The following is a 20,432-nucleotide window of genomic DNA, read 5'->3' as shown; positions in this document are numbered from 1 at the left end:
TCCTCCTCGCACAACGCTGTGCTGGATCAGTACGACTTGGGCAGGCCCAGGGTCTGGTGGGAGACGTAGTTGAGAATCATCTCCCGGCTCACCGGAGCAATACGAGCCACGCGGGAGGCGGTTATCAAGGTGGCGAGCCCGAATTCACGGGTGAGCCCGTTGCCGCCGAGGGTGTGCACGGCCTGGTCGACGGCCCGCACACAGGCCTCTCCGGCAGCGTACTTCGCCATGTTGGCGGCCTCACCGGCGCCGACGTCGTCCCCGGCGTCGTAGAGATGCGCGGCCTTCTGCATCATCAGGCGGGCGAGTTCGAGGTCGATGTGCGCCTGCGCGAGAGGGTGCGCGATGGCCTGGTGGGCGCCGATCGCGGTCTTCCAGACGGCACGCTCGCGCGCGTACTCGACGGCCCGCGCGAGGGCGTAACGGCCCATGCCGATCGCGAACGCGGCCGTCATGATCCGCTCGGGGTTGAGCCCGGCGAACAGTTGCAGCAGGCCCGCGTCCTCGTCCCCGACGAGCGCCTCGGCGGGCAGCCGTACGTCGTCCAGGGCCAGCTCGAACTGCTTCTCCGCGCCGTGCAGTTCCATGTCGATCTTCCGGCGCGTGAAGCCCGGCGCGTCCCGCGGGACGATGAACAGGCAGGGCTTGAGGTTGCCCGTGCGGGCGTCCTCGGTCCGGCCGACGATCAGGGTCGCGTCCGCGATGTCGACGCCGGAGACGAAGACCTTGCGGCCGGTCAGGAGCCAGTCGCCGGTGTCGGGGTCGCGGCGGGCGGTGGTGGTGATGCGGTGACTGTTGGAGCCGGCGTCGGGTTCGGTGATGCCGAAGGCCATCGTGCGGGTGCCGTCCGCTAGCGCGGGGAGCCACTCCTGCTTTTGGTCTGCTGTGCCGAAGCGGGCGATGACCGTGCCGCAGATCGCCGGGGAGACGATCATCATGAGGAGGGGGGCGCCTGCGGTTCCGAGTTCCTCCAGGACGATGGAGAGTTCGGCTATGCCTCCGCCGCCGCCTCCGTACTCCTCGGGGAGGTTGACGCCCAGGTAGCCCAACTTGGCTGCTTCCAGCCAGAGTTCCTTGGGGTAGCCGCCGGAGTCGACGATGTCTGTCATGTAGTCGCGGCCGTAGCGTTTGCCGAAGGCGGCGACTGCGGATCGGAGGGCCTTGTGTTCTTCGGATTCTATGTGGGTCATTCGGTTTCCTTCGGGGTGCGGGTTTGATGTGGCTGGTCGCGCAGTTCCCCGCGCCCCTAGGTCGGCTGTACTACTGCCAATAGAGAGCCTGGCTCTACCTGTTGGCCCGTTACGGCGTGCAAAGCCGTCAGTGTTCCTGTGACCGGGGCCTCGATCTTGTGCTGCATCTTCATCGCCTCCAGCCAGAGGAGGGGGTCTCCGGCCTGGACCGCTGCTCCTACCTTCAAGCCCTCCGCGATCTTGACCACCGTGCCCGGTATGGGGGCAACCAAGGAGCCGGGTGCCAGTTGGGCCGTCGGAAGGGGGAAACGAGGCAGAGCGGTCAGCGCGGTCGTGTTCACGTACACCTGGTCGCCGTACCTCGCTACCTCGAACTTCCTTCGTACGCCGTCCACTTCGAGTACGACGAGGTCGGCATCGGCGTGCACTACGCGCACCCCGTCCGCGGTCAGGCCCTCCCGCGTGTGGCGGTACTGGACCTCGTGCTCGGTGCCGTTCGCCGCGTACCGCTTGAGCTGTGGCTGGGACGCGAGGTTGCGCCAGCCGCCGCCGAAGCGGGAGCGGCCGTGGGCGTCGGCGAGGGCCGCGGCCAAGGGGGCGTGCGGGTCGGGGGCGGGCTCGGTCAGTGTCGTGAGGTGGCGGTCGTAGAAGCCCGTGTCCATCTGCGCGGTCGTGAACTCCTTGTGGCGCAGGGAGCGTACGAGGAGGTCGCGGTTGGTGACGGGGCCGTGGACGACCGCGTTCTCCAGGGCGCCGGAGAGTCTGCGGACGGCCTCCGCGCGCGTGGGTGCGTGGGCGACGACCTTGGCGAGCATCGGGTCGTAGTGGACGCCGATGTCGTCGCCGTCGGTGTAGCCGGTGTCGAGGCGGACGGAGTCCGGGACGGCGAGGCGGTGCAGGGTGCCGGTCTGCGGGGTCCAGTCGTGGGCCGGGTCCTCGGCGTAGAGGCGGGCCTCGATGGCGTGGCCGCGGGCGGGGGGCGGGTCGGTGTCGAGGGGCTCGCCCTCGGCGATCCGCAGTTGCAGGGCCACCAGGTCCACGCCGAACACGGCTTCCGTGACGGGGTGTTCGACCTGGAGGCGGGTGTTCATCTCCAGGAAGTGAGCCTTGCCGTCGGGAGCGACCAGGAACTCGACCGTTCCGGCGCCCTCGTAGGCGACCGCGCGGGCGGCGCGTACCGCCGACTCGTGCAGTTCCCGCGCCTGTTCCTCGGAGAGGCCCGGCGCCGGGGCCTCCTCGATCACCTTCTGGTGGCGGCGCTGGAGGGAGCAGTCCCGGGTGCCGAGGGCCCATACCGTGCCGTGGGTGTCGGCGAGGATCTGCACCTCGACGTGGCGGCCGTCCTCCACGTAGGGCTCGACGAAGACCTCGCCGTCGCCGAAGGCGCTCAGGGCCTCCGCGCGGGCGGCGGCCAACTCGTCGTCCAGGGCGGACAGTTCGCGGACGATCCGCATGCCGCGTCCACCGCCGCCCGCGGCCGCCTTGACCAGGACGGGCAGGTCGGCCTCGGTGACCTCCTTGAGCGGTTCCAGGCCCATGAGGTGCTTGGCGCGGGTCTTGGAGGCCATCGCCTCGATCGCCTCCGGGGGCGGCCCGATCCATACAAGTCCCGCGTCCAGGACGGCGCGTGCGAAGTCGGCGTTCTCGGAGAGGAAGCCGTAGCCGGGGTGCACGGCGTCCGCGCCCGCCGCGACGGCCGCCTTCACGATCAGCTCGCCGCGCAGGTAGGTGTCCGTGGGCGTGGATCCCGGCAGCCGTACGGCCGCGTCGGCCACGCGTGCGTGGAGCGCGTTCTCGTCCGCGTCGGAGTGCACGGCGACGGTGCGGATGCCGAGTTCACGGCAGGTGCGGAAGATCCGGCAGGCGATCTCGCCCCGGTTCGCCACCAGGACGGAAGCGATGGAATCACTCACTGGGACCTCACATCCGGAAGACGCCGAAGCCACCGCGCGCGCCCTCGTAGGGCGCGGTGTGGACGGCGGACAGGCACAGGCCGAGGACGGTTCGGGTGTCGCGCGGGTCGATGACGGCGTCGTCGTACAGCCGCCCGGACAGGAACATCGGCAGCGACTCGGACTCGATCTGCTGCTCGACCATGGCGCGCAGGGCGGCGTCCGCGTCGTCGTCGTAGGGCTGGCCCTTGGCGACCGCGGACTGGCGGGCGACGATCGACAGGACGCCGGCGAGCTGCTGCGGGCCCATGACGGCGGACTTGGCGCTGGGCCAGGCGAAGAGGAAGCGCGGGTCGTACGCCCGCCCGCACATGCCGTAGTGCCCGGCCCCGTACGAGGCGCCCATGAGGACGGAGAGGTGCGGTACGCGGCTGTTGCTGACCGCGTTGATCATCATCGCGCCGTGCTTGATGATGCCGCCCTGCTCGTACTCCTTGCCGACCATGTAGCCGGTGGTGTTGTGCAGGAAGAGGAGCGGGATGTCGCGCTGGTTGGCCAACTGGATGAACTGGGCGGCCTTTTGGGACTCCTGGCTGAACAGCACGCCCTGCGCGTTGGCGAGGATGCCGACGGGATAGCCGTGCAGGGTCGCCCAGCCGGTCACCAGGCTCGTCCCGTACAGCGGCTTGAACTCGTCGAAGTCGGAGCCGTCGACGATCCTGGCGACGACCTCGCGCGGGTCGAAGGGGACGCGCAGGTCCCCCGGGACGACGCCGAGCAGCTCGTCCTCGTCGTACTTGGGCGGCGCGGCCGGGCCCGGATCCTCGTACGCCTTGCGGTGGTTGAGCCGGGCCACCACCCGCCGGGCCTGGCGCAGCGCGTCCTGCTCGTCGACGGCGAAGTAGTCCGCGAGCCCCGACACGCGTGCGTGCATCTCGGCGCCGCCCAGCGACTCGTCGTCGCTCTCCTCGCCGGTCGCCATCTTGACCAGGGGCGGACCGCCGAGGAAGACCTTGGCGCGCTCCTTGACCATGATGACGTGGTCGGACATGCCGGGGATGTAGGCGCCGCCGGCCGTGGAGTTGCCGAAGACGACCGCGACCGTGGGGATCCCGGCGGCCGAAAGCCGGGTCAGATCACGGAAGATGGCGCCCCCGGGGATGAAGATCTCCTTCTGGGACGGCAGATCGGCCCCGCCGGACTCCACCAGGCTGATGCAGGGCAGCCGGTTGGCGAGCGCGATGTCGTTGGCGCGCAGGGCCTTCTTGAGCGACCAGGGATTGCTGGCGCCGCCGCGCACAGTGGGATCGTTGGCGGTGATGAGGCACTCCACGCCCTCGACGACGCCGATCCCGGTGACGAGCGAGGCGCCCACGGCGTAGTCACTGCCCCAGGCCGCGAGCGGCGACAACTCCAGGAAGGGCGTGTCCGGATCCAGCAGCAGCTCGATGCGCTCCCGGGCGAGCAACTTGCCGCGCTTGCGGTGCCGTTCGACGTACTTGGGTCCGCCGCCGGCCAATGCCTTCGCATGCTCGGTGTCGAGATCGGCGAGCTTGGCGAGGAGGGCCTCGCGATGGGCGCGGTAGTCGGGGCTGTTGACGTCCAGGGCGGAGTCGATGACCGTCACAGGAGGGCCTCCGGAATGTCCAGGTGGCGGGAGCGCAGCCACTCGCCGAGGGCCTTGGCCTGCGGATCGAAGCGGTGCTGGGCGGCGACGCCCGCGCCGAGGATTCCCTCGACGACGAAGTTCAGGGCGCGGAGGTTGGGGAGCGGGTGCCGTACGACGGTCAAGTCGGCGGTCTCCGGCAGGAGTTCACGGAACCGCTCGACGGTGAGGGTGTGCGCGAGCCACTGCCAGGCCTCGTCGGTCCGCACCCACACACCGACGTTGGCGTTCCCGCCCTTGTCACCACTGCGCGCCCCGGCGACGAGTCCGAGGGGGGCGCGGCGGGCGGGAGTCGAGGGCGGGGATGCGGGGAGCGGGGGCTGCGGCGGCTCTTCCAGTACGACGGTTTCGAGCGCCGGTGCCACCGGAATCCGTCGCCCGTCGGGGAGCACCGCCACGTGGGCCACGTCTCCCTGCGGCACGTACGCGTCCTCGAAGACCCCGTAGGGCGAGCCTTTTCCGGGCGGGACGAGCACATGGAAGCCGGGGTAGCTGGCGAGGGCCAGCTCCACAGCCGCCCCGCTCAGCGCACGTCCGACGGCCCGCTCCTCCGGATCCCGTACGACGAGCCGCAGCAGTGCGCTGGCGGTCTCCTCGGTGTCGGCGTCGGGGCGGTCGGTGCGGGCCAACTCCCAGCGTGCGTCGGCGACTTTGGCGAGCGCGGGCTCCATCTGCTCGCGCACGAGGGCGGCCTTGGCCTCGATGTCGAGGCCGGTGAGGACGAAGGCGACCTCGTTGCGGAAGCCGCCGAGGCGGTTGAGGCCGACCTTGAGGGTGGGCGGCGGGGCCTCGCCGCGCACGCCGTCGATACGGACCCGGTCCGGCCCGGCCGGGCTGAGCCTGATCGTGTCGAGGCGGGCGGTGACGTCGGGTCCGGCGTACCGGGCGCCCTGGGTCTCGTACAGCAGCTGGGCGGTCACCGTACCGACGTCGACGAGGCCGCCGGTGCCGGGGTGCTTGGTGATGACGCAGGTGCCGTCCTCGTGGATCTCGGCGAGGGGGAAGCCGGGGCGGCGGAGGTCTCCGGGGGCCTTGGCGAACGTCTCGGCGAAGAAGGCGTAGTTGCCGCCGGTGGCCTGGGTCCCGCACTCCAGCACGTGGCCGGCGACGACGGCGCCCGCCAGGCGGTCGTACGCCCCCGGCTGCCAGCCGAAGTGGGCGGCGGCGGGACCGGTGACCAGGGCCGCGTCCGTCACGCGCCCGGTGACGACGATGTCCGCGCCCTGCCGCAGACACTCGGCGATACCGAAGCCGCCGAGGTAGGCGTGGGCGGCGAGGCTGCCGGGGTGGGCGGCGGTGAGGTCGTCGCCCTCGACGTGGGCGACGCGAACGGGGATGCCGAGCCGGTCGGCCAACTCCCGTACACGACCGGCAAGTCCGGCCGGGTTCAGCCCACCGGCATTGCTGACGATCTTCACCCCGCGCTCGTGGACGAGACCGAGGGACTCCTCCAACTGCCGCAGGAAGGTACGGGCGTAACCGCCGGACGGATCCTTCAGCCGGTCCCGTCCCAGGATCAGCATGGTCAGTTCGGCGAGGTAGTCGCCGGTGAGGACGTCCAGTTCGCCGCCGGTGAGCATCTCGCGCAGGGCGTCGAAACGGTCGCCGTAGAAACCGGAGGCGTTGCCTATGCGGAGAGGGTGGACCTCAGGTGCGGTCACCGGCCGGTTCCCTTCGGGGCGGAACCCTTCGGGGCGCGGCCGGGTCCCGGCGGCCCTGCGAAGGCCTGGGCGAGGTCGAGCCAGCGGTCGGCGTCGGAGCCGTCGGCGTGCAGGGCGAGATCGGCTCGGTGGGCACGCTGGGTGACAAGGAGGCAGAAGTCGAGGGCGGGGCCGGTGACGCGGTCGGCGGCGTCTTCGGGGCCGTAGACCCACAAGTCCCCTGAGGGTGCGGTGAGTTCGATCCGGAACTCCTCGAACGGCGGCTGCGCCCCGTTCACGCCGAACGCGTAGTCACGGGTACGGACGCCGAGCCGGACGATGTGCCGGAGCCGGTCGGTGGGGGTGCGGTCGACACCGAGCGCGTCGGCGACGTCCCCGCCATGGGCCCAGGTCTCCATGAGCCGGGCGGTGGCCATGGAGGCGGTGGCCATGGGCGGCCCGTACCAGGGGAAACGAGCACCGTCGGGGGCGGCGCGCAAGGCGTGGTCGAGCGCCTCCCGCCCGGCACGCCAGTCCGCGAGCAATTGCGCCGGCGCCTTCTCCGCCCCCGCCTCCGCCCCGTTGTCCACGAACTCGCCGGGCTCGGCCAACGCCTTCTCGACCTCACGGGAGAAGGCCTCCCGGTCGGTCACGGCCAGCACGGAGTGGTGATCGGTCCAGGCGAGATGCGCGATCTGATGAGCGACGGTCCAACCGGCGGCGAGAGTGGGCAGAGCCCAGCGCTCCGCGGGCAACTCGGCCACAAGGGCGTCGAGTTCCTCGCTCTCCGCGCGCAGGTCGTCGATGACGGGCGTGGGGTCGGCCATGGGAGGAGCATGGCAGCGACGCCAGAACCAATCAAGCGTGCTTGTATTGATTTGGTTTTCCACAACCTCGATGTCGACGTGTGGTCTTGTGGCTACTCTCGGTGATTGGAGGTGGTGGTGACTGTGGCCAACATTCGGGAGCTCGACCCCAGTGCGTCGCCGTTGGACTACTACGGATATGAGCTGCGGCGGCATCGGGAGGCGGCGGGGATGACGCTGGCGCAGCTGGGCTCGATCGTCTTCTGTTCGGGATCACTGATCGGACAGATCGAGACGACGTTGAAGGTGCCGACGCGGGAGTTCTCCGAACGGGTCGACGCGGGGTTGGGGACGGACGGGACGTTTTCAAGGTTGGTCGGGTTGGTGCTGCGGAGTCAGTTGCCGAACTGGTTCCAGCCGTATGCGGAGATGGAGTCGAAGGCGGCGTACATCTCCAGCTTCCAGGCGCAGTTGGTGTACGGACTGCTTCAGACACCCGCGTACGCTCGCGCGGTGCTCGGCGCACGGGACGAAGGGAACATCGACGGCAAGGTCGCAGCTCGGCTGGACCGCCAACGGATTCTGGATCGGGACGAACCGCCGGTGATGTGGGTGGTGTTGAGTGAGGCGGTACTGCACCAGGAAGTGGGTGGCCGGGAAGTCATGCGCGAGCAACTGGCGCACATCCTGGCGATGCAGAAGCGGCGGTGGCTGGAGATCCAGATCCTCCCGTTCGGCGCGGGAGCGCACACGGGCCTGATGGGCTCCTTCAACCTTCTGCGTTTCACCAATGACCCCGACATCGTCTACACCGAGGACTTCGTGCAGGGGCACATGACGGCCAATCCGGAAGCCGTCAAGGAGGGTTCGGTCCGTTACGATCATCTGCAGGCCGCCGCGTTCTCCGTTGACGACTCGGCGGCTCTGATCGCCCGTGTGATGGAGGAGCGGTATGGCAACCAACCGGAACCTGACGGGCGCGACCTGGCGTAAGTCGTCTTACAGCGGGGACACCGGGGGCGACTGCGTCGAGTGCGCCCCTCTTGGCTCGGCCGCCTGGCTCAAGTCCTCCTACAGCGGGGACACCGGAGGCGAGTGCGTCGAGGTCTCCGAACTCACCCCCCACATAGCCGTCCGCGATTCCAAGAACCCCTCGGCCGGGGCCCTCACCCTCACCCCTGCCGCCTTCACCGCCTTCGTCCGCGCCGCCGTCAAGGGCCTTTCGGCAAGCTGATCCCTGGGTCTGCAAAGGGGCGCCGAAAATCCCGCGCACCCCGAACACGCCCGGCAGTACGGTCGGCCGATGGTCGATGACGACGGTTACTTCGGGGAGTCCGTGGCGGCGGCGTACGACGAGTCGTCGGCGGAGATGTTCGGGGCGGACGTGGTGGGGCCGGCCGTGGAGGTGTTGGCGGGGCTGGCCGGGGGCGGGCGGGCGCTGGAGTTCGGGGTCGGGACCGGGCGGATCGCGTTGCCGTTGGCGCGGCGGGGTGTCGAGGTGTGCGGGATCGATCTGTCCCGGGCGATGGTGGCTCGGTTGCGGGAGAAGCCCGGGGGCGAGGACGTCAGGGTGGCGATCGGGGACTTCGCGACCACCACCGTGGACGGCCAATTCGCGGTCGCCTACCTCGTGTTCAACACGGTCATGAATCTGACCACCCAGGACGCCCAAGTCGACTGCTTCCGCAACGCCGCCGCGCATCTGGTGCCGGGCGGGTGCTTCGTCGTAGAGGTGATGGTTCCCGATCTGCGGCGGCTGCCGCCCGGGCAGGACGCGGTGCCGTTCCACGTGGGCGAGCGCCGGCTCGGGTTCGACACGTACGACGTCGCCACCCAGGCGATGAGTTCACACCACGTCAGGATCGACCCGGGCGGGAGCGCCTCGTACTCGTCCATCCCGTTCCGGTACGTGTGGCCCGCCGAGTTGGACCTGATGGCCCGGCTGGCCGGGATGCGGTTGCGGGACCGGTGGGAGGACTGGGCGCGGACGCCGTTCACGAGTGAGAGTCGGCGGCATGTGTCGGTGTGGGAGAAGATCGCCGATTGATTCCGGCGGGCTCCCGCCCAGTGCGGCCTACTCCACCGGCAACCGCACCTTCCCCCGCCGCCCCACCTGCGTCCGTACCGCCCCCATGCTCGCCACCACCACCAGCGCGATCGCCGCAGCCTGCACCGCCGACAGCGCCTGGTTCAGGATCAGGAAGCCGGCCGTTGCCGCGAGGGCCGGTTCGAGGCTCATGAGGATGGCGAAGGTGGAGGCGGGGAGGCGGCGGAGGGCCAGGAGTTCGAGGGTGTACGGGAGGACCGAGGACATGATCGCCACCGCCGAGCCGAGCGCGATCGTCACCGGGTCCAGGAGTTTCGTGCCCGACTCCACGACCCCCAGCGGCAGCATCAGCAGCGCCGCCACCCCCATCGCCAGCGCGAGCCCATCCGCCTGTGGGAAGCGTCTGCCCGTCCGTGCGCTGAAGATGATGTACGTCGCCCACATCGCGCCCGCGCCCAGCGCGAAGGCGACTCCGGCCAGGTCCAGGTCGCCGAAGCCCCCGCCGCCCAGCAGGAAGACGCCCGCCAGGGCCAACCCCGCCCAGACGAAGTTGATCGCTCGGCGGGAGGCCAGGACCGACAGGGCCAAGGGGCCCAGGACCTCCAGGGTGACCGCCGCGCCCAGGGGGATACGGGCCGCCGCCTGGTAGAAGAGGCCGTTCATCGCACCCATCGTGACGCCGAAGACGATCACCGTGCCCCAGTCGGTGCGCGAGTGGCCGCGCAGGCGGGGGCGGCAGATCACCAGGAGGACGACGGCCGCCGCGAGCAGGCGCAGGGTCACCACTCCGAGCGCGCCCGCCCTCGGCATCAGACCCACCGCGAGCGCCGCACCGAACTGGACGGAGACACCGCCCGCCAGCACCAGGCCCACGGGACCGAGGGAGCCACGGCGGTGCGCGGTCGCTTCGCCGGACACTGATGCGGGCGCGGAAGAGGTGGTGGCTGTGCTGGGGGTGGTCACGGGCTGTCCTGGGGCTCGGTCGGCAATTCCGGGTACGTCCATCATGATGCACTGTCGAGTCCAGGGTAGTGGACCTCGTCAGGCGTGAAAACCCATTATGGAACTGTCCTGAATGCTGGACTCGGCCGTCCTGATCAGATGCCGGGCCAGGGCACCTCGTCGCGGTAGAGAGGGCGGCCGTCGGGGAGCGTGGTCGGCATCGCCGCACAGGCGTAGGGGTCGTGGGCGGCGTACTCCTGGGGCTGATGGCCGTAGGCGTACGACGGCTCCTGCCAGGTGCCGGACGGAACCTGGCCCTCGTGGCCGTACCCGGACTGCACCAGGTCCAGCGGCAGGCGCAGCTCCCCCGTGTCCATCACCGCGTTGTTCTGCGAACGGTGCAGGCGGGAGTACGCCCCGCCCCACGCGAGCAGCTCCTCGTGGCGGCCGGTCTCCACGATGCGGCCGCCGTCGACGACCAGGATGCGGTCGGCGTCGGGGGCGAGGTTGAGGTCGTGGGTGATCATGATCGTGGTGCGGCCGGCCATCAGGCGGCGCAGGGGTTTCACGACCCGGCGGGCGGCGATCGCGTCGAGGCCGGTGGTCGGTTCGTCGAGGACCAGGACCGGGGCGTCGCGCAGGATCGCGCGGGCGATGGCGAGGCGCTGGAGCTGGCCGCCGGAGAGGCGGGCGGTGCCCGGGTCGATCCTCGTGTCGTAGCCGGCGGGGAGCTTGACGATGAAGTCGTGCGCGTCGGCCGCCCGCGCCGCGTCCTCGATCGCCTGCTCGCTGGCGCCGGGCCGGCCGCAGGCGATGTTCGCGCGGACCGTGTCGTGCAGGACGAGCGTCTCCTGCGGGAGCAGGGTGACGTACTCACGGAGGCGGGCGAGCGGGAACTCGCGCAGCGGGACGCCGTCCAGGCGGATGTCGCCCGCGTCGGGGTCGTAGAAGCGCAGCAGGAGCTTGGACACGGTCGACTTTCCGGCGCCGCTCGGGCCCGTGACGATGACCAACTCGCCCTGGCCGACGGTGAAGGAGAGGTCCGAGAGGGCCATGGCGTCGGCGCCGGGGTAGGTGAAGGAGACGCCCGTGACCTCGACCGTGCCGTCGGGGCGGCCGACGTCCGCGCCGCGTCGGGGGTCGGCGACGGAGGGGCGTACGTCGAGGATCTCGATGAGCCGTTCCGCGCCCGCCGTCGCCGCGGTGATCGTCAGGCCGAGCTGGGCCAGGCCGCGTACGGGCGGGTAGAGGTAGCCCAAGAAGGCGGAGAAGGCGAGGAGTTGGCCCAGCGTCATGCGGCCGGTGGAGATCTCCCAGGCGCCGATGCCGATCACCGCGAGCACGCACACCGTCTCGATGACGGCGACGAGTTGCTCGTACGCCTCGTTCAGCCGCGTCGAGCGGACCGAGGCGCGGAACCAGGCGGTCGCCTCCTCGTGCAGCCGCCGGCGTTCCGCGTCCCGGCGGTCGTAGGCCTGGGTCAGCACGATGTTGCCGAGGGACTCCTCGACCACCGACGTGATCGCGCCGTCCGCGACCCGGCCCTCGCGCGAGACGTCCTTGATGGAGCCGGAGAAACGGCGGGCCGCCAGCCAGAACAGCGGCGCGAGCACGAAGGTGGCGGCGGCCAGGTCCCAGCGCAACCAGAACGCGGCGGCCGCGTAGAAGATCGCGGAGAAGAGGGCGGAGGCGGTGCCCACGACGCCTGACACCACCAGCGTCTCGATCGCCTCGACGTCACTCGTCAGGCGGGACAACAGGTCGCCCTGGCGGTGCCGTTGGAAGAAGTGCGGCGGCAACTGCTGTACGTGGTCGAAGACATGCTCGCGCAGCCGCATCACGAAGCGCTCGGTCGCCCACGCGGCAAGAGAGTTGCCGGCGTACGCGACGACCGCGCCGACGATCGCCACGCCCAGCCATTTGATCGCCGGGCTCCAGAACGCGCTCAGCGACCCCTTCGCCAGGGCGCGGTCGGTGAGATCGCCGAAGAGCAGGATCGCCTCGGTCTCGGCGAGTGCGGCGAGCACCGTGCAGACCCAGACGAGGATCAGCCAGCGTCGCAGGCCGCGGGTCAGCGGCCAGAAGCGGCGGAAGGCCGTGCGGGCGGGAATGGTGGGAGTTTCGTCGCTTTCATCGTCCTCGTATTCGAGGTCAGCCGCTTCAATGCCCATTTCGCATCCCCTCCGCTTTCCATCGCTCCACATCACCGGAATTAATTCATGGGCTCCGGTTCGAATTCAGGAAAGAAAAGAGGGCCGACTGCGTGGGTCGGCCCTCCTCCTACCGCCGGATCAGCTGTCCTGGCCGGGCAGCGGCTTCGGCAGCGGCTTCGGCTGGTGCTTCTTCCGCGGCTTCGGGGGCGGGGGCGGGAGCTGCTTCGACTTGGGCTTCGGGGGCAGCGGGGCGAGCTTCTTGAGGCTCATTCCGGACTCCTAGGGTTGTGCAGTGGTTATTTCGTCAAAGTCGAGCGTGTTACCGCCCGGGGAATTCCCGACACCCAGGAACCTACACGGATCAGAACCCAAGGAGCGGCAAAGTCGGCGACCGAAAGGCAAACAACCCCTGTGAAAACCTTGGCATTCCCTGAGAGCGGGCGCCAAACCTGAGAGTTCCCTTATGAACCTGAGAGGAGCCTTATGGTCGGCGGGCCATGTAGAGCTCCAGCGCCTTGTGCAGCACCCGGCTCAGCGGAAAGTCCCACTCCCCGAGGTACTCGATCGCCTCGCCGCCGGCGCCCGCCTTGAAGCGCAGCAGCCCCAGCAGGTGGTTGGACTCCTCCAGGGTGTCGGTGATGCCCCTGAAGTCGTATACGGAGGCGCCGAGTTCGTGGGCGTCGGTCATCATGCGCCACTGCATGGCGTTGTTGGGCTGGACCTCGCGCCTGCGTGCGGTGGAGGCACCGTAGGAGTACCAGACGTGGTCGCCGACGGTCAGCATCGTGGCCGCGGCGAGGACCTCGCCGTCGTGCCGGGCGAGGTAGAGGCGCATCCGGTCGGGGTCCTCGGTGGTGAGGGCGGTCCACATGCGCTGGAAGTACGGCAGCGGGCGCGGGATGAACCGGTCGCGTTCGGCGGTCTCGGCGTACAGCTCGTAGAAGGCGGGCAGGTCCTCGTAACCGCCCCTGACGACCGTCACGCCCGCCTTCTCGGCCTTCTTGATGTTGCGCCGCCACTGCTGGTTGAGGCCCCGGTGGATCTCCGCCAACGACCGTCCGGCGAACGGCACTTGGAAGACGTAACGCGGCTGCCCGGCCGCGAACCCGCCGTCCTCACCGCCCGGTTCGGCCTGCCGCCACCCCGCGCCGCGCAGTCGGTCACCGATCTCGACGGCCCCCGGTTCGTACGAGGTCGGCTCGGCGTCCCGCAGCCGGTGGGCGTCCGGGTCGGCGATCGCCGCCTTCACCGCGTCCGCGCTCCAGCGGCGTACGACGACGGGCGGGCCCATCTTCACCGAGAAGGCGCCCTGTCCCTTCAGGTACGCGAGCATCGGCACCAGCCACCGCTCGACGAGATCGGGCGCGGCCCAGTCGATCAACGGCCCCTCGGGCAGATACGCGAGGTACCGCTTCACCCTCGGCAACGGCCGGTACAGCACCAGCCCCGCCCCCACCAGCCGCCCGTCCTCCTCGAACCACCCCAGACCCTCCGCCCGCCAGTCCGGCTTCACCTCGCCCCAGGAGGGGACCTGCATGTGACTGGCGGCGGGGAGGGTCGCGACGAAGGCGAGGTGCTCTTCGGGGGTGATGGGCCGGAGGTGGAGGGCGGTCACGGGCGGGGCTCCTTACGGTGACGGAGTCCGTCAGCCTACGAGTCCCGCCTCAGGGAGGCGTTCGCCGTTCTCAGCGACACGCTCAGTGGGTCGGGGTGAAGTCGGCGTCCCTGTGGCCGGGTTCGGAGGAGGCCGGGATCGCGGTGTCGAGCTTCTCGCCCTCGATGTCGACGTGCGGCAGGCGCCGGTCCAGCCAGCCGGGCAGCGACCAGGTCCGTTGGCCGAGCAGGGCCAGGACGGCGGGCACGATGGTCATGCGGACCACGAACGCGTCGAAGACGACCGCCGCGGCCAGACCGAGGCCGAGCGACTTGATCATGGCGTCGGCGCCGCCGACGAAGCCGCCGAAGACACCCGTCATGATCAGCGCGGCCGCGGCGGTTTCGGCCTGACCGGTCTGCGCGAACGCGTCGAGGCCCTCGACGGCACGTTCTGGGCCGGTGGCGCGGGCTCCGGTCAGTGGGAGGTACGGGCGAGCCTGCCCCGCGCTGTCATGGACGCCGGTCCCGCGATGTGACCACGGCAGCCCACCCCAGTTCATACCCCAAGGTCACCTCACTCCCCCTCCAGCCCCTCCGCCAACACCTCCGCCAGATGCCGCCCCCGCACCCCGCCCACCTGCTCCAACTGCGTCCGGCACGAGAAGCCGTCCGCCAGGAGCACCGCGTCCGCCGGGGACTCCCTTACCGCGGGCAGGAGTTGGTCCTCCGCGCAGGCCACGGACACCTCGTAGTGCCCCTTCTCGAAGCCGAAGTTGCCCGCCAACCCGCAGCAGCCGCCGGTCAGTTCACCGGTCAGGCCCGCGGCGGCGCGCACGCGGCGGTCGGCCGCGTCGCCCAGGACCGCGTGCTGGTGGCAGTGGGTCTGGCCGGTGACCGGGCGGTCCAGGCGGGGCGGGGTCCAGTCGGGGGCGAGACGTTCGAGGGCCTCGGCGAAGGTAAGGACGCGGGCGGCGAGGCGGGCGGCGCGGGGGTCGTCGTGGAGCAGTTCGGGGAGGTCGGTGCGGAGGGCGGCGGCGCAGCTGGGTTCCAGGACGACGACCGGCGACGGGTCGGTCTCGTCCAGTTCCGGGAGCAGGAAGGGGTCCATCAGGTCCAACGTGTGCCGCAACACCTCGCGGGCGCGGTCGAGTTGACCCGTCGAGATGTACGTCAGTCCGCAGCAGACCCGGCTCCGGCGGCGCCCGAGCGGCGAGGGCACGCTGACGCCCGCCAGCCCGCCCTCGGCGAACCGGTGCACGCGCCACGGTCGCGTCGGCGGCTCCATGACCCACACTCCCGCCGCCTCCAACACCCGTACGGCCGCCCGCCCGACCTCCGGCGCAAGGTGCTCGGTGAAGGTGTCCGGCCACAGGAACGCGGCCGTCTCCGGGACGCCGGGCCGCCCGCCCGCGCGCAGCTCGTCCCGCCAGGTCCGCACCCGCTTCCTGAACCGCCGCCGCAGCCACCGGCTGTACGTCTGCGTCGCCACCCGCGGGATCCCCCGCTCCGCCGCGATCCCGCCCATCCGCTTCGCCACCCACGCCAACGGCCGTACGGAAGCAAGGGCGTTGACGATCGGCGCGGTGCGCGTACGGTCCACCCAGCGCAGCCAGACCGGCAGCCGGCCCATGCTGTAGTGGGCGGCCGGGCGACGCCGGCCGGCGTAGTGGTGGTGCAGGAACTCCGCCTTGTACGTGGCCATGTCGACCTCGACCGGGCAGTCGGAGCGGCACCCCTTGCAGGACAGGCACAGGTCGAGCGCGTCCCGCACCTCCTCGGACCGCCAGCCGTCCGTCACCACCTCACCGGCGAGCATCTCGTGCAGCAGCCGGGCTCGACCGCGCGTGGAGTGCGTCTCGTCGCCGGTTGCCCGGAAGGACGGGCACATGACGGCGGAGCCGGTCACCGACGTCGTACGGCACTTCGCGACCCCGACGCAGCGGCGGACCGCCGCGGAGAAGTCGCCGCCGTCGGAGGGGTAGCCGAAGGTGACGTCGACCGGTTCGCGGGGCAGGACGGCGAAGCGGAGGTTGGCGTCGAGGGGGGCCGGGCGGACCAGCATGCCGGGGTTGAGGAGGTCGTCGGGGTCCCAGACGCCCTTCACGCGCGAGAAGAGATCGACCATCTCCTCGCCGTACATCTTCGGGAGCAACTCGGCCCGGGCCTGGCCGTCCCCGTGCTCCCCGGAGAGCGATCCGCCGTGCGCGACGACGACTTCGGCGAGCTCCTCCGAGAAGCGCCGGAAGCGGGCGATGCCCGTCTCCGTGAGCAGGTCGAAGTCGATCCGGACGTGGATGCAGCCGTCCCCGAAGTGTCCGTACGGCGTTCCGCGCAGCCCGTGCGAGGTCAACAGCCCCCGGAAGTCCCGCAGATACGCGCCCAGCCGCGCCGGCGGCACCGCGCAGTCCTCCCATCCCGGCCACGCCTCGCTGCCGTCCGGCATCCGGGTCGCCGTACCGCTGGCGTCCTCCCGGATCCGCCACAGCGCCCGCTGCCCGCCGGGGTCCGTGACGACGAGCGCGTCGACGACGTCGGCAGCCCGCACGATCGCCTCCGCACGCGCGCGTGCCTCCCCGTCCGACTCCCCGCCCGTCTCCACGAACAGCCAGGCCCCGCCGCGCGGCAGCCCGACCGCGTCCGCGGGCACCAGATCGGCCGCCATCCCCTCCACCGTCAACGGCCGGTGCGGCAACAACCCGGCCGCGGCCTCGGCGGCGGCGCCCTCATCGACGTAACCCAACACCGCCAGCGCACGCGCGCGTGGCGCCTCGACGAGCCCTACGACCGCTTCCGTGAGGATCCCGAGCGTGCCCTCGCTCCCGCAGAAGGAACGGGCGACATCGGCGCCCTTCTCCGGCAGCAACGCGTCCAGCGCGTACCCGGAGATACGGCGGGGCAGCTCCGGAAACCCGGTCCGCAACCGCGCCAACTCCCCCTCCACCAGCGCCCGCAGGCCCTCCGGCGCCCCGGCCCACTCCTGCCCGAGCCGCAACCGCTCCCCACCCGCGGTGACGACGTCCAGCTCGCGCACGCTGTCGGCGGTCGTCCCCCACGCCACGCTGTGCGAGCCGCAGGAGTTGTTGCCGATCATCCCGCCGAGCGTGCACCGGCTGTGCGTGGACGGATCGGGCCCGAACCGCAGCCCGTGCGGAGCGGCGGCCTCCTGAAGCCGGTCAAGAACGAGCCCTGGCTGGACGACGGCGGTCCGTGCCTCGGGGTCGATCGTCAACATGCGGTTCATACGGCGGGTGAAATCCAGCACGACTCCGGTCCCGGTGGCCTGCCCGGCGATGGAGGTCCCTCCGCCCCGGGCGACAACGGGCACCCCACGCTCCCGGCACACCTCCAGCACGGCGACCACGTCGTCGGCGTCCCGCGGCGCGACCACCCCGAGCGGGACCCGGCGGTAGTTGGACGCGTCCATGGTGGTCAGCGCCCGGGCGGTGACGTCGAAGCGCACTTCGCCGCGGACGGCCTTGCGGAGCGCTGCCTGGAGTTCCGTCATGACTCCAGCAAATCAAAGTCGCCGCCCGACCGACCATGGACGCCGTCTCACCCGACGGACGACGTTTCACCCAGGTTTCCTCCAGCGGCTAACCTCCTTCTCGTGGCTGAGATCGAGATCCCCTCTGACATCAAGCCCGCGGACGGACGTTTCGGCGCGGGTCCCTCCAAGGTGCGGACGGAGGCGCTGGACGCCCTGGCCGCCACCGGCACGTCACTCCTCGGCACCTCCCACCGGCAGGCTCCGGTGAAGAACCTCGTCGGCGAGGTGCGCGCGGGCATCTCCGACCTGTTCTCCCTCCCCGAGGGCTACGAGGTCGTCCTCGGCAACGGCGGCTCCACGGCCTTCTGGGACGTGGCGACGCACGGTCTGATCGAGAACAAGTCGCAGCACCTGACCTTCGGCGAGTTCAGCTCGAAGTTCGCCAAGGCGGCCAAGCTGGCGCCGTGGCTGGCCGAGCCGACGGTCGTCGCGAGCGACCCCGGCACGCACCCCGAGCCGGCCGCCGAAGCGGGCGTGGACGTCTACGCCTTCACGCACAACGAGACGTCGACGGGTGTGGCAGCACCCATCAAGCGGGTCGCGGGAGCCGACGAGGGCGCACTGGTTCTCGTGGACGCCACGTCCGGCGCGGGCGGTCTGCCGGTGGACGTGACCGAGACCGACGTCTACTACTTCGCCCCGCAGAAGTCCTTCGCCTCCGACGGCGGCCTGTGGATCGGCGTCTTCTCCCCGGCCGCGATCGAGCGCGCGGAGCGGATCCACGCGTCCGGCCGCCACGTCCCGGAGTTCTTCAGCCTCCCGACGGCGATCGACAACTCCCGTAAGAACCAGACGTACAACACCCCCGCCCTCGCCACGCTGTTCCTCCTCAACGAGCAGTTGAAGTGGATCAACGGCCAGGGCGGTCTGGCCTGGTCGACGTCCCGCACGAAGGACTCCTCGACCCGCCTGTACAGCTGGGCGGAGGAGTCCAAGTACGCGACCCCGTTCGTCACGGACGCCACCAAGCGCTCCCAGGTCATCGGCACGATCGACTTCGCCGACGAGATCGACGCGGCCGCGGTCGCCAAGGTGCTGCGCGCGAACGGCGTCGTCGACACCGAGCCCTACCGGAAGCTGGGCCGCAACCAGCTGCGCGTGGCGATGTTCCCGGCGATCGACCCGGCGGACGTCGAGGCACTGACGAAGTGCGTCGACTACGTCATCGAGAAGCTGTAGCCACCTCGAACAGGTCAACAAGAGGCGCCCCGCGGCTGGTTCAGCCGCGTGGCGCCTCTTCTGTCCTCCGGTCGCCTGTGGGTGAATGCTCGGGACGCGCCCACGACAGGAGACGAACCCGATGCACATGTTCCTCACGCTCGTGAGCGGCATCGCCTGGACGATCGTGTACATCGAGGCGAGCCGGCTCGGACTGCGGGACCGCACCTACGCCATTCCGGCCGTGGCGCTGGGCCTGAACTTCGCCTGGGAGTGGACGTACGCGGTGCGCGGCCTTGCCGTCGACCCGTCGGCGCAGGCCGGCGTCAACCTGGTGTGGGGCCTCGCCGACGTCGTGATCGTCTACACGTTCTTCCGGTACGGGCGGGCCGAGTTCCCGGCCTTCGTCACGCGGTGGATGTTCGTCGGCTGGGGCGTGGTGCTGTTCGCCATGTCGTTCGCCGTGCAGTGGCTGTTCCTGGCGAGGTTCGGCGCGGACGACGGGGCGGGGTACGCGGCGTTCCTCCAGAACCTGCTGATGTCGGGCCTGTTCATCGCGATGTTCGTCGCCCGGCGCGGACCGCGCGGGCAGTCGGTGACGATCGCCGTGGCCAAGTGGCTCGGCACGCTCGCGCCCACGATCCTCTTCGGCGCCCTGAAGGACAGCGGGTTCCTGCTCGGCCTCGGCATCATGTGCAGCGTGCTCGACCTGGCCTACATCTGGCTGTGCGTACGCGCGAAGCGGGACGGCGAGGCGTTCACCGACCCGGCGGCTCCGGAGTCAACCGCCCGCCCCCGCCCGTCAGTTACGGCGGAACAGCCGTCGTAGCCCGAAGACGGCCGCCACCACGGCCACGGCCACCACGCCGACCTTGAGCGTGCCGTCCGTGCCGGAGCCGTTGTCACCGCTCGCCGAACTCCCGCCCCCGGACGGCGACTTGGACGAGCCGGACGAGGATCCGCCGGGCGCGTCCTCCGCCTGCACCGAGCTGTCGGAGCCCTCACTGCCGTACATCAGCTTGGTGCCGTCGTCGGTGTAGGTGACGGACTCGCCCTGGCCCTGGAGGGGCACGTTGAGGCGGCCCGCGCGCTTGATCTTCCCGCCGTTCCAGTCGTAGTAGATGCCGCCGAAGTAGCCGCGCACGGCGAGTTGCTTGCCGTTCGGGGAGACGGCCGCGTCGGTGGCCCAGAGGTCGACCGTGGCGATGGGCCTGAAGATGTTGGTGCCGGAGGCGGAGAGCTTCGCCGGGCCCTCGTACAGGTGCCCGCCGTCCTCGTTCTTGTCGATGATGTACGCGCGCCCGGTCTTCGGGTCGACGACGAGCGACTCGGCGTTGCGGGCCCCGTCCGAGTACTTCACGACGTACTGCGTGGCCCGCAGGGTCTGGTCCTTGAGCACCTTCGGCTCGGGCAGCTGATAGATCCACACGTACGGCCAGGTGCCGCCGAGGTTGTCGCCGATGTCGCCGACGTAGATCTGGTTGTCGGGCCCGATGGAGATCGCCTCGACGTCACGCGGCGAGCCGATCCCGGTGAGCGTGAGCCGGGCGACGGTCTCGCCGGTGGCGCTGTCGACGGCGTAGAGGTAGGGCCCGTCGTCGCTGTCGTTGTGGGTCCAGTAGATGCCGGGGTGCAGGCGGGAGGCGGCGAGACCGCTGGACTCCGTGATGCGTGAGTCCTTGATGGTGAATCCCTTGTCACCGTCGGCGGCGGAAGCGGGGAGCGCGAAGGCACCCACGAGCAGGACCCCGGCGATGAGGGCGAACGGTCGGCGCATGCCCCAAGCCTGCCATCC

The 20,432-nt window shown here is 70.6% G+C and carries 17 protein-coding genes; 5 read left to right on the top strand and 12 right to left on the bottom strand.

Annotated elements, in window-relative coordinates:
* Window positions 1-26 precede the first annotated feature (26 nt).
* The 5 genes from ACIP6U_RS13600 to ACIP6U_RS13580 are packed head-to-tail and all read right to left on the bottom strand — an operon-like array spanning window position 27 to window position 7,215.
* Window positions 27-1,190, bottom strand: coding sequence for an acyl-CoA dehydrogenase family protein (locus ACIP6U_RS13600; protein ID WP_401716043.1), 1,164 nt, complete (start codon window positions 1,188-1,190; stop codon window positions 27-29).
* A 56-nt stretch (window positions 1,191-1,246) separates the two neighbouring features.
* On the bottom strand, window positions 1,247-3,103 hold the full coding sequence (locus ACIP6U_RS13595; RefSeq protein ID WP_401716040.1) for an acetyl/propionyl/methylcrotonyl-CoA carboxylase subunit alpha: 1,857 nt from the start codon (window positions 3,101-3,103) through the stop codon (window positions 1,247-1,249).
* 7 nt (window positions 3,104-3,110) lie between these two features.
* A complete protein-coding gene (locus ACIP6U_RS13590; RefSeq protein WP_401716039.1) occupies window positions 3,111-4,709 on the bottom strand; it encodes an acyl-CoA carboxylase subunit beta in 1,599 nt (532 codons plus the stop codon).
* Window positions 4,706-6,409, bottom strand: coding sequence for an acyclic terpene utilization AtuA family protein (locus ACIP6U_RS13585; protein WP_401716036.1), 1,704 nt, complete (start codon window positions 6,407-6,409; stop codon window positions 4,706-4,708). Before ACIP6U_RS13585 ends, ACIP6U_RS13590 begins: the two co-directional genes overlap by 4 nt.
* The gene (locus ACIP6U_RS13580; RefSeq protein ID WP_401716033.1) at window positions 6,406-7,215 is read right to left on the bottom strand and encodes a TIGR03084 family metal-binding protein; all 810 of its coding nucleotides are present in this window, start codon (window positions 7,213-7,215) and stop codon (window positions 6,406-6,408) included. Before ACIP6U_RS13580 ends, ACIP6U_RS13585 begins: the two co-directional genes overlap by 4 nt.
* A gap of 123 nt (window positions 7,216-7,338) precedes the next feature.
* Here ACIP6U_RS13580 and ACIP6U_RS13575 point away from each other — a divergent pair, with 123 nt between their 5' ends.
* The 3 genes from ACIP6U_RS13575 to ACIP6U_RS13565 all read left to right on the top strand — a co-directional run bounded on the left by ACIP6U_RS13575 (window position 7,339) and on the right by ACIP6U_RS13565 (window position 9,241).
* Complete coding sequence (locus ACIP6U_RS13575; RefSeq protein ID WP_401716972.1) at window positions 7,339-8,187, top strand: helix-turn-helix domain-containing protein; 849 nt, start codon at window positions 7,339-7,341, stop codon at window positions 8,185-8,187.
* A complete protein-coding gene (locus tag ACIP6U_RS13570; RefSeq protein WP_401716030.1) occupies window positions 8,147-8,428 on the top strand; it encodes a DUF397 domain-containing protein in 282 nt (93 codons plus the stop codon). The genes ACIP6U_RS13575 and ACIP6U_RS13570 overlap by 41 nt, the downstream gene beginning before the upstream one ends.
* A gap of 69 nt (window positions 8,429-8,497) precedes the next feature.
* On the top strand, window positions 8,498-9,241 hold the full coding sequence (locus ACIP6U_RS13565) for a class I SAM-dependent DNA methyltransferase (RefSeq protein ID WP_401716028.1): 744 nt from the start codon (window positions 8,498-8,500) through the stop codon (window positions 9,239-9,241).
* 27 nt (window positions 9,242-9,268) lie between these two features.
* Here the strand turns inward: ACIP6U_RS13565 and ACIP6U_RS13560 are convergent, their stop codons facing one another.
* The 6 genes from ACIP6U_RS13560 to ACIP6U_RS13535 form a co-directional block, all read right to left on the bottom strand.
* Window positions 9,269-10,204, bottom strand: coding sequence for an EamA family transporter (locus ACIP6U_RS13560; RefSeq protein WP_401716025.1), 936 nt, complete (start codon window positions 10,202-10,204; stop codon window positions 9,269-9,271).
* A 134-nt stretch (window positions 10,205-10,338) separates the two neighbouring features.
* Window positions 10,339-12,354 carry an ABC transporter ATP-binding protein gene (locus ACIP6U_RS13555; RefSeq protein ID WP_401716023.1) on the bottom strand — a complete coding sequence of 672 codons (2,016 nt, stop codon included), beginning with the start codon at window positions 12,352-12,354 and terminating at the stop codon, window positions 10,339-10,341.
* 120 nt (window positions 12,355-12,474) lie between these two features.
* Entirely contained in the window at window positions 12,475-12,606 is a 132-nt protein-coding gene (locus tag ACIP6U_RS13550) for a hypothetical protein (RefSeq protein WP_019057298.1), read from the bottom strand.
* Between the two features lie 211 nt (window positions 12,607-12,817).
* Complete coding sequence (locus tag ACIP6U_RS13545; RefSeq protein ID WP_401716019.1) at window positions 12,818-13,951, bottom strand: lipid II:glycine glycyltransferase FemX; 1,134 nt, start codon at window positions 13,949-13,951, stop codon at window positions 12,818-12,820.
* An 82-nt stretch (window positions 13,952-14,033) separates the two neighbouring features.
* A complete protein-coding gene (locus ACIP6U_RS13540; RefSeq protein ID WP_401716016.1) occupies window positions 14,034-14,492 on the bottom strand; it encodes an MMPL family transporter in 459 nt (152 codons plus the stop codon).
* 14 nt (window positions 14,493-14,506) lie between these two features.
* The gene (locus tag ACIP6U_RS13535; protein WP_401716013.1) at window positions 14,507-17,437 is read right to left on the bottom strand and encodes an FAD-binding and (Fe-S)-binding domain-containing protein; all 2,931 of its coding nucleotides are present in this window, start codon (window positions 17,435-17,437) and stop codon (window positions 14,507-14,509) included.
* Between the two features lie 102 nt (window positions 17,438-17,539).
* Here ACIP6U_RS13535 and serC point away from each other — a divergent pair, with 102 nt between their 5' ends.
* Entirely contained in the window at window positions 17,540-18,658 is a 1,119-nt protein-coding gene (serC, locus tag ACIP6U_RS13530; RefSeq protein WP_401716011.1) for a phosphoserine transaminase, read from the top strand.
* Window positions 18,659-18,779: 121 nt separating this feature from the next.
* Window positions 18,780-19,466, top strand: coding sequence for a hypothetical protein (locus ACIP6U_RS13525; RefSeq protein ID WP_401716008.1), 687 nt, complete (start codon window positions 18,780-18,782; stop codon window positions 19,464-19,466).
* Here ACIP6U_RS13525 and ACIP6U_RS13520 read toward each other — a convergent pair.
* Window positions 19,440-20,414, bottom strand: coding sequence for a WD40 repeat domain-containing protein (locus ACIP6U_RS13520; RefSeq protein WP_401716006.1), 975 nt, complete (start codon window positions 20,412-20,414; stop codon window positions 19,440-19,442). The two genes, ACIP6U_RS13525 and ACIP6U_RS13520, sit on opposite strands and share 27 nt — an antisense overlap.
* Window positions 20,415-20,432: the final 18 nt, after the last annotated feature.

This window comes from Streptomyces sp. NPDC088794, from assembly GCF_044750545.1.
Classification (GTDB): Bacteria; Actinomycetota; Actinomycetes; order Streptomycetales; family Streptomycetaceae; genus Streptomyces.
Note: the sequence above shows the minus strand (reverse complement) of the source record. Positions and strands in the feature narration are given on the sequence as shown.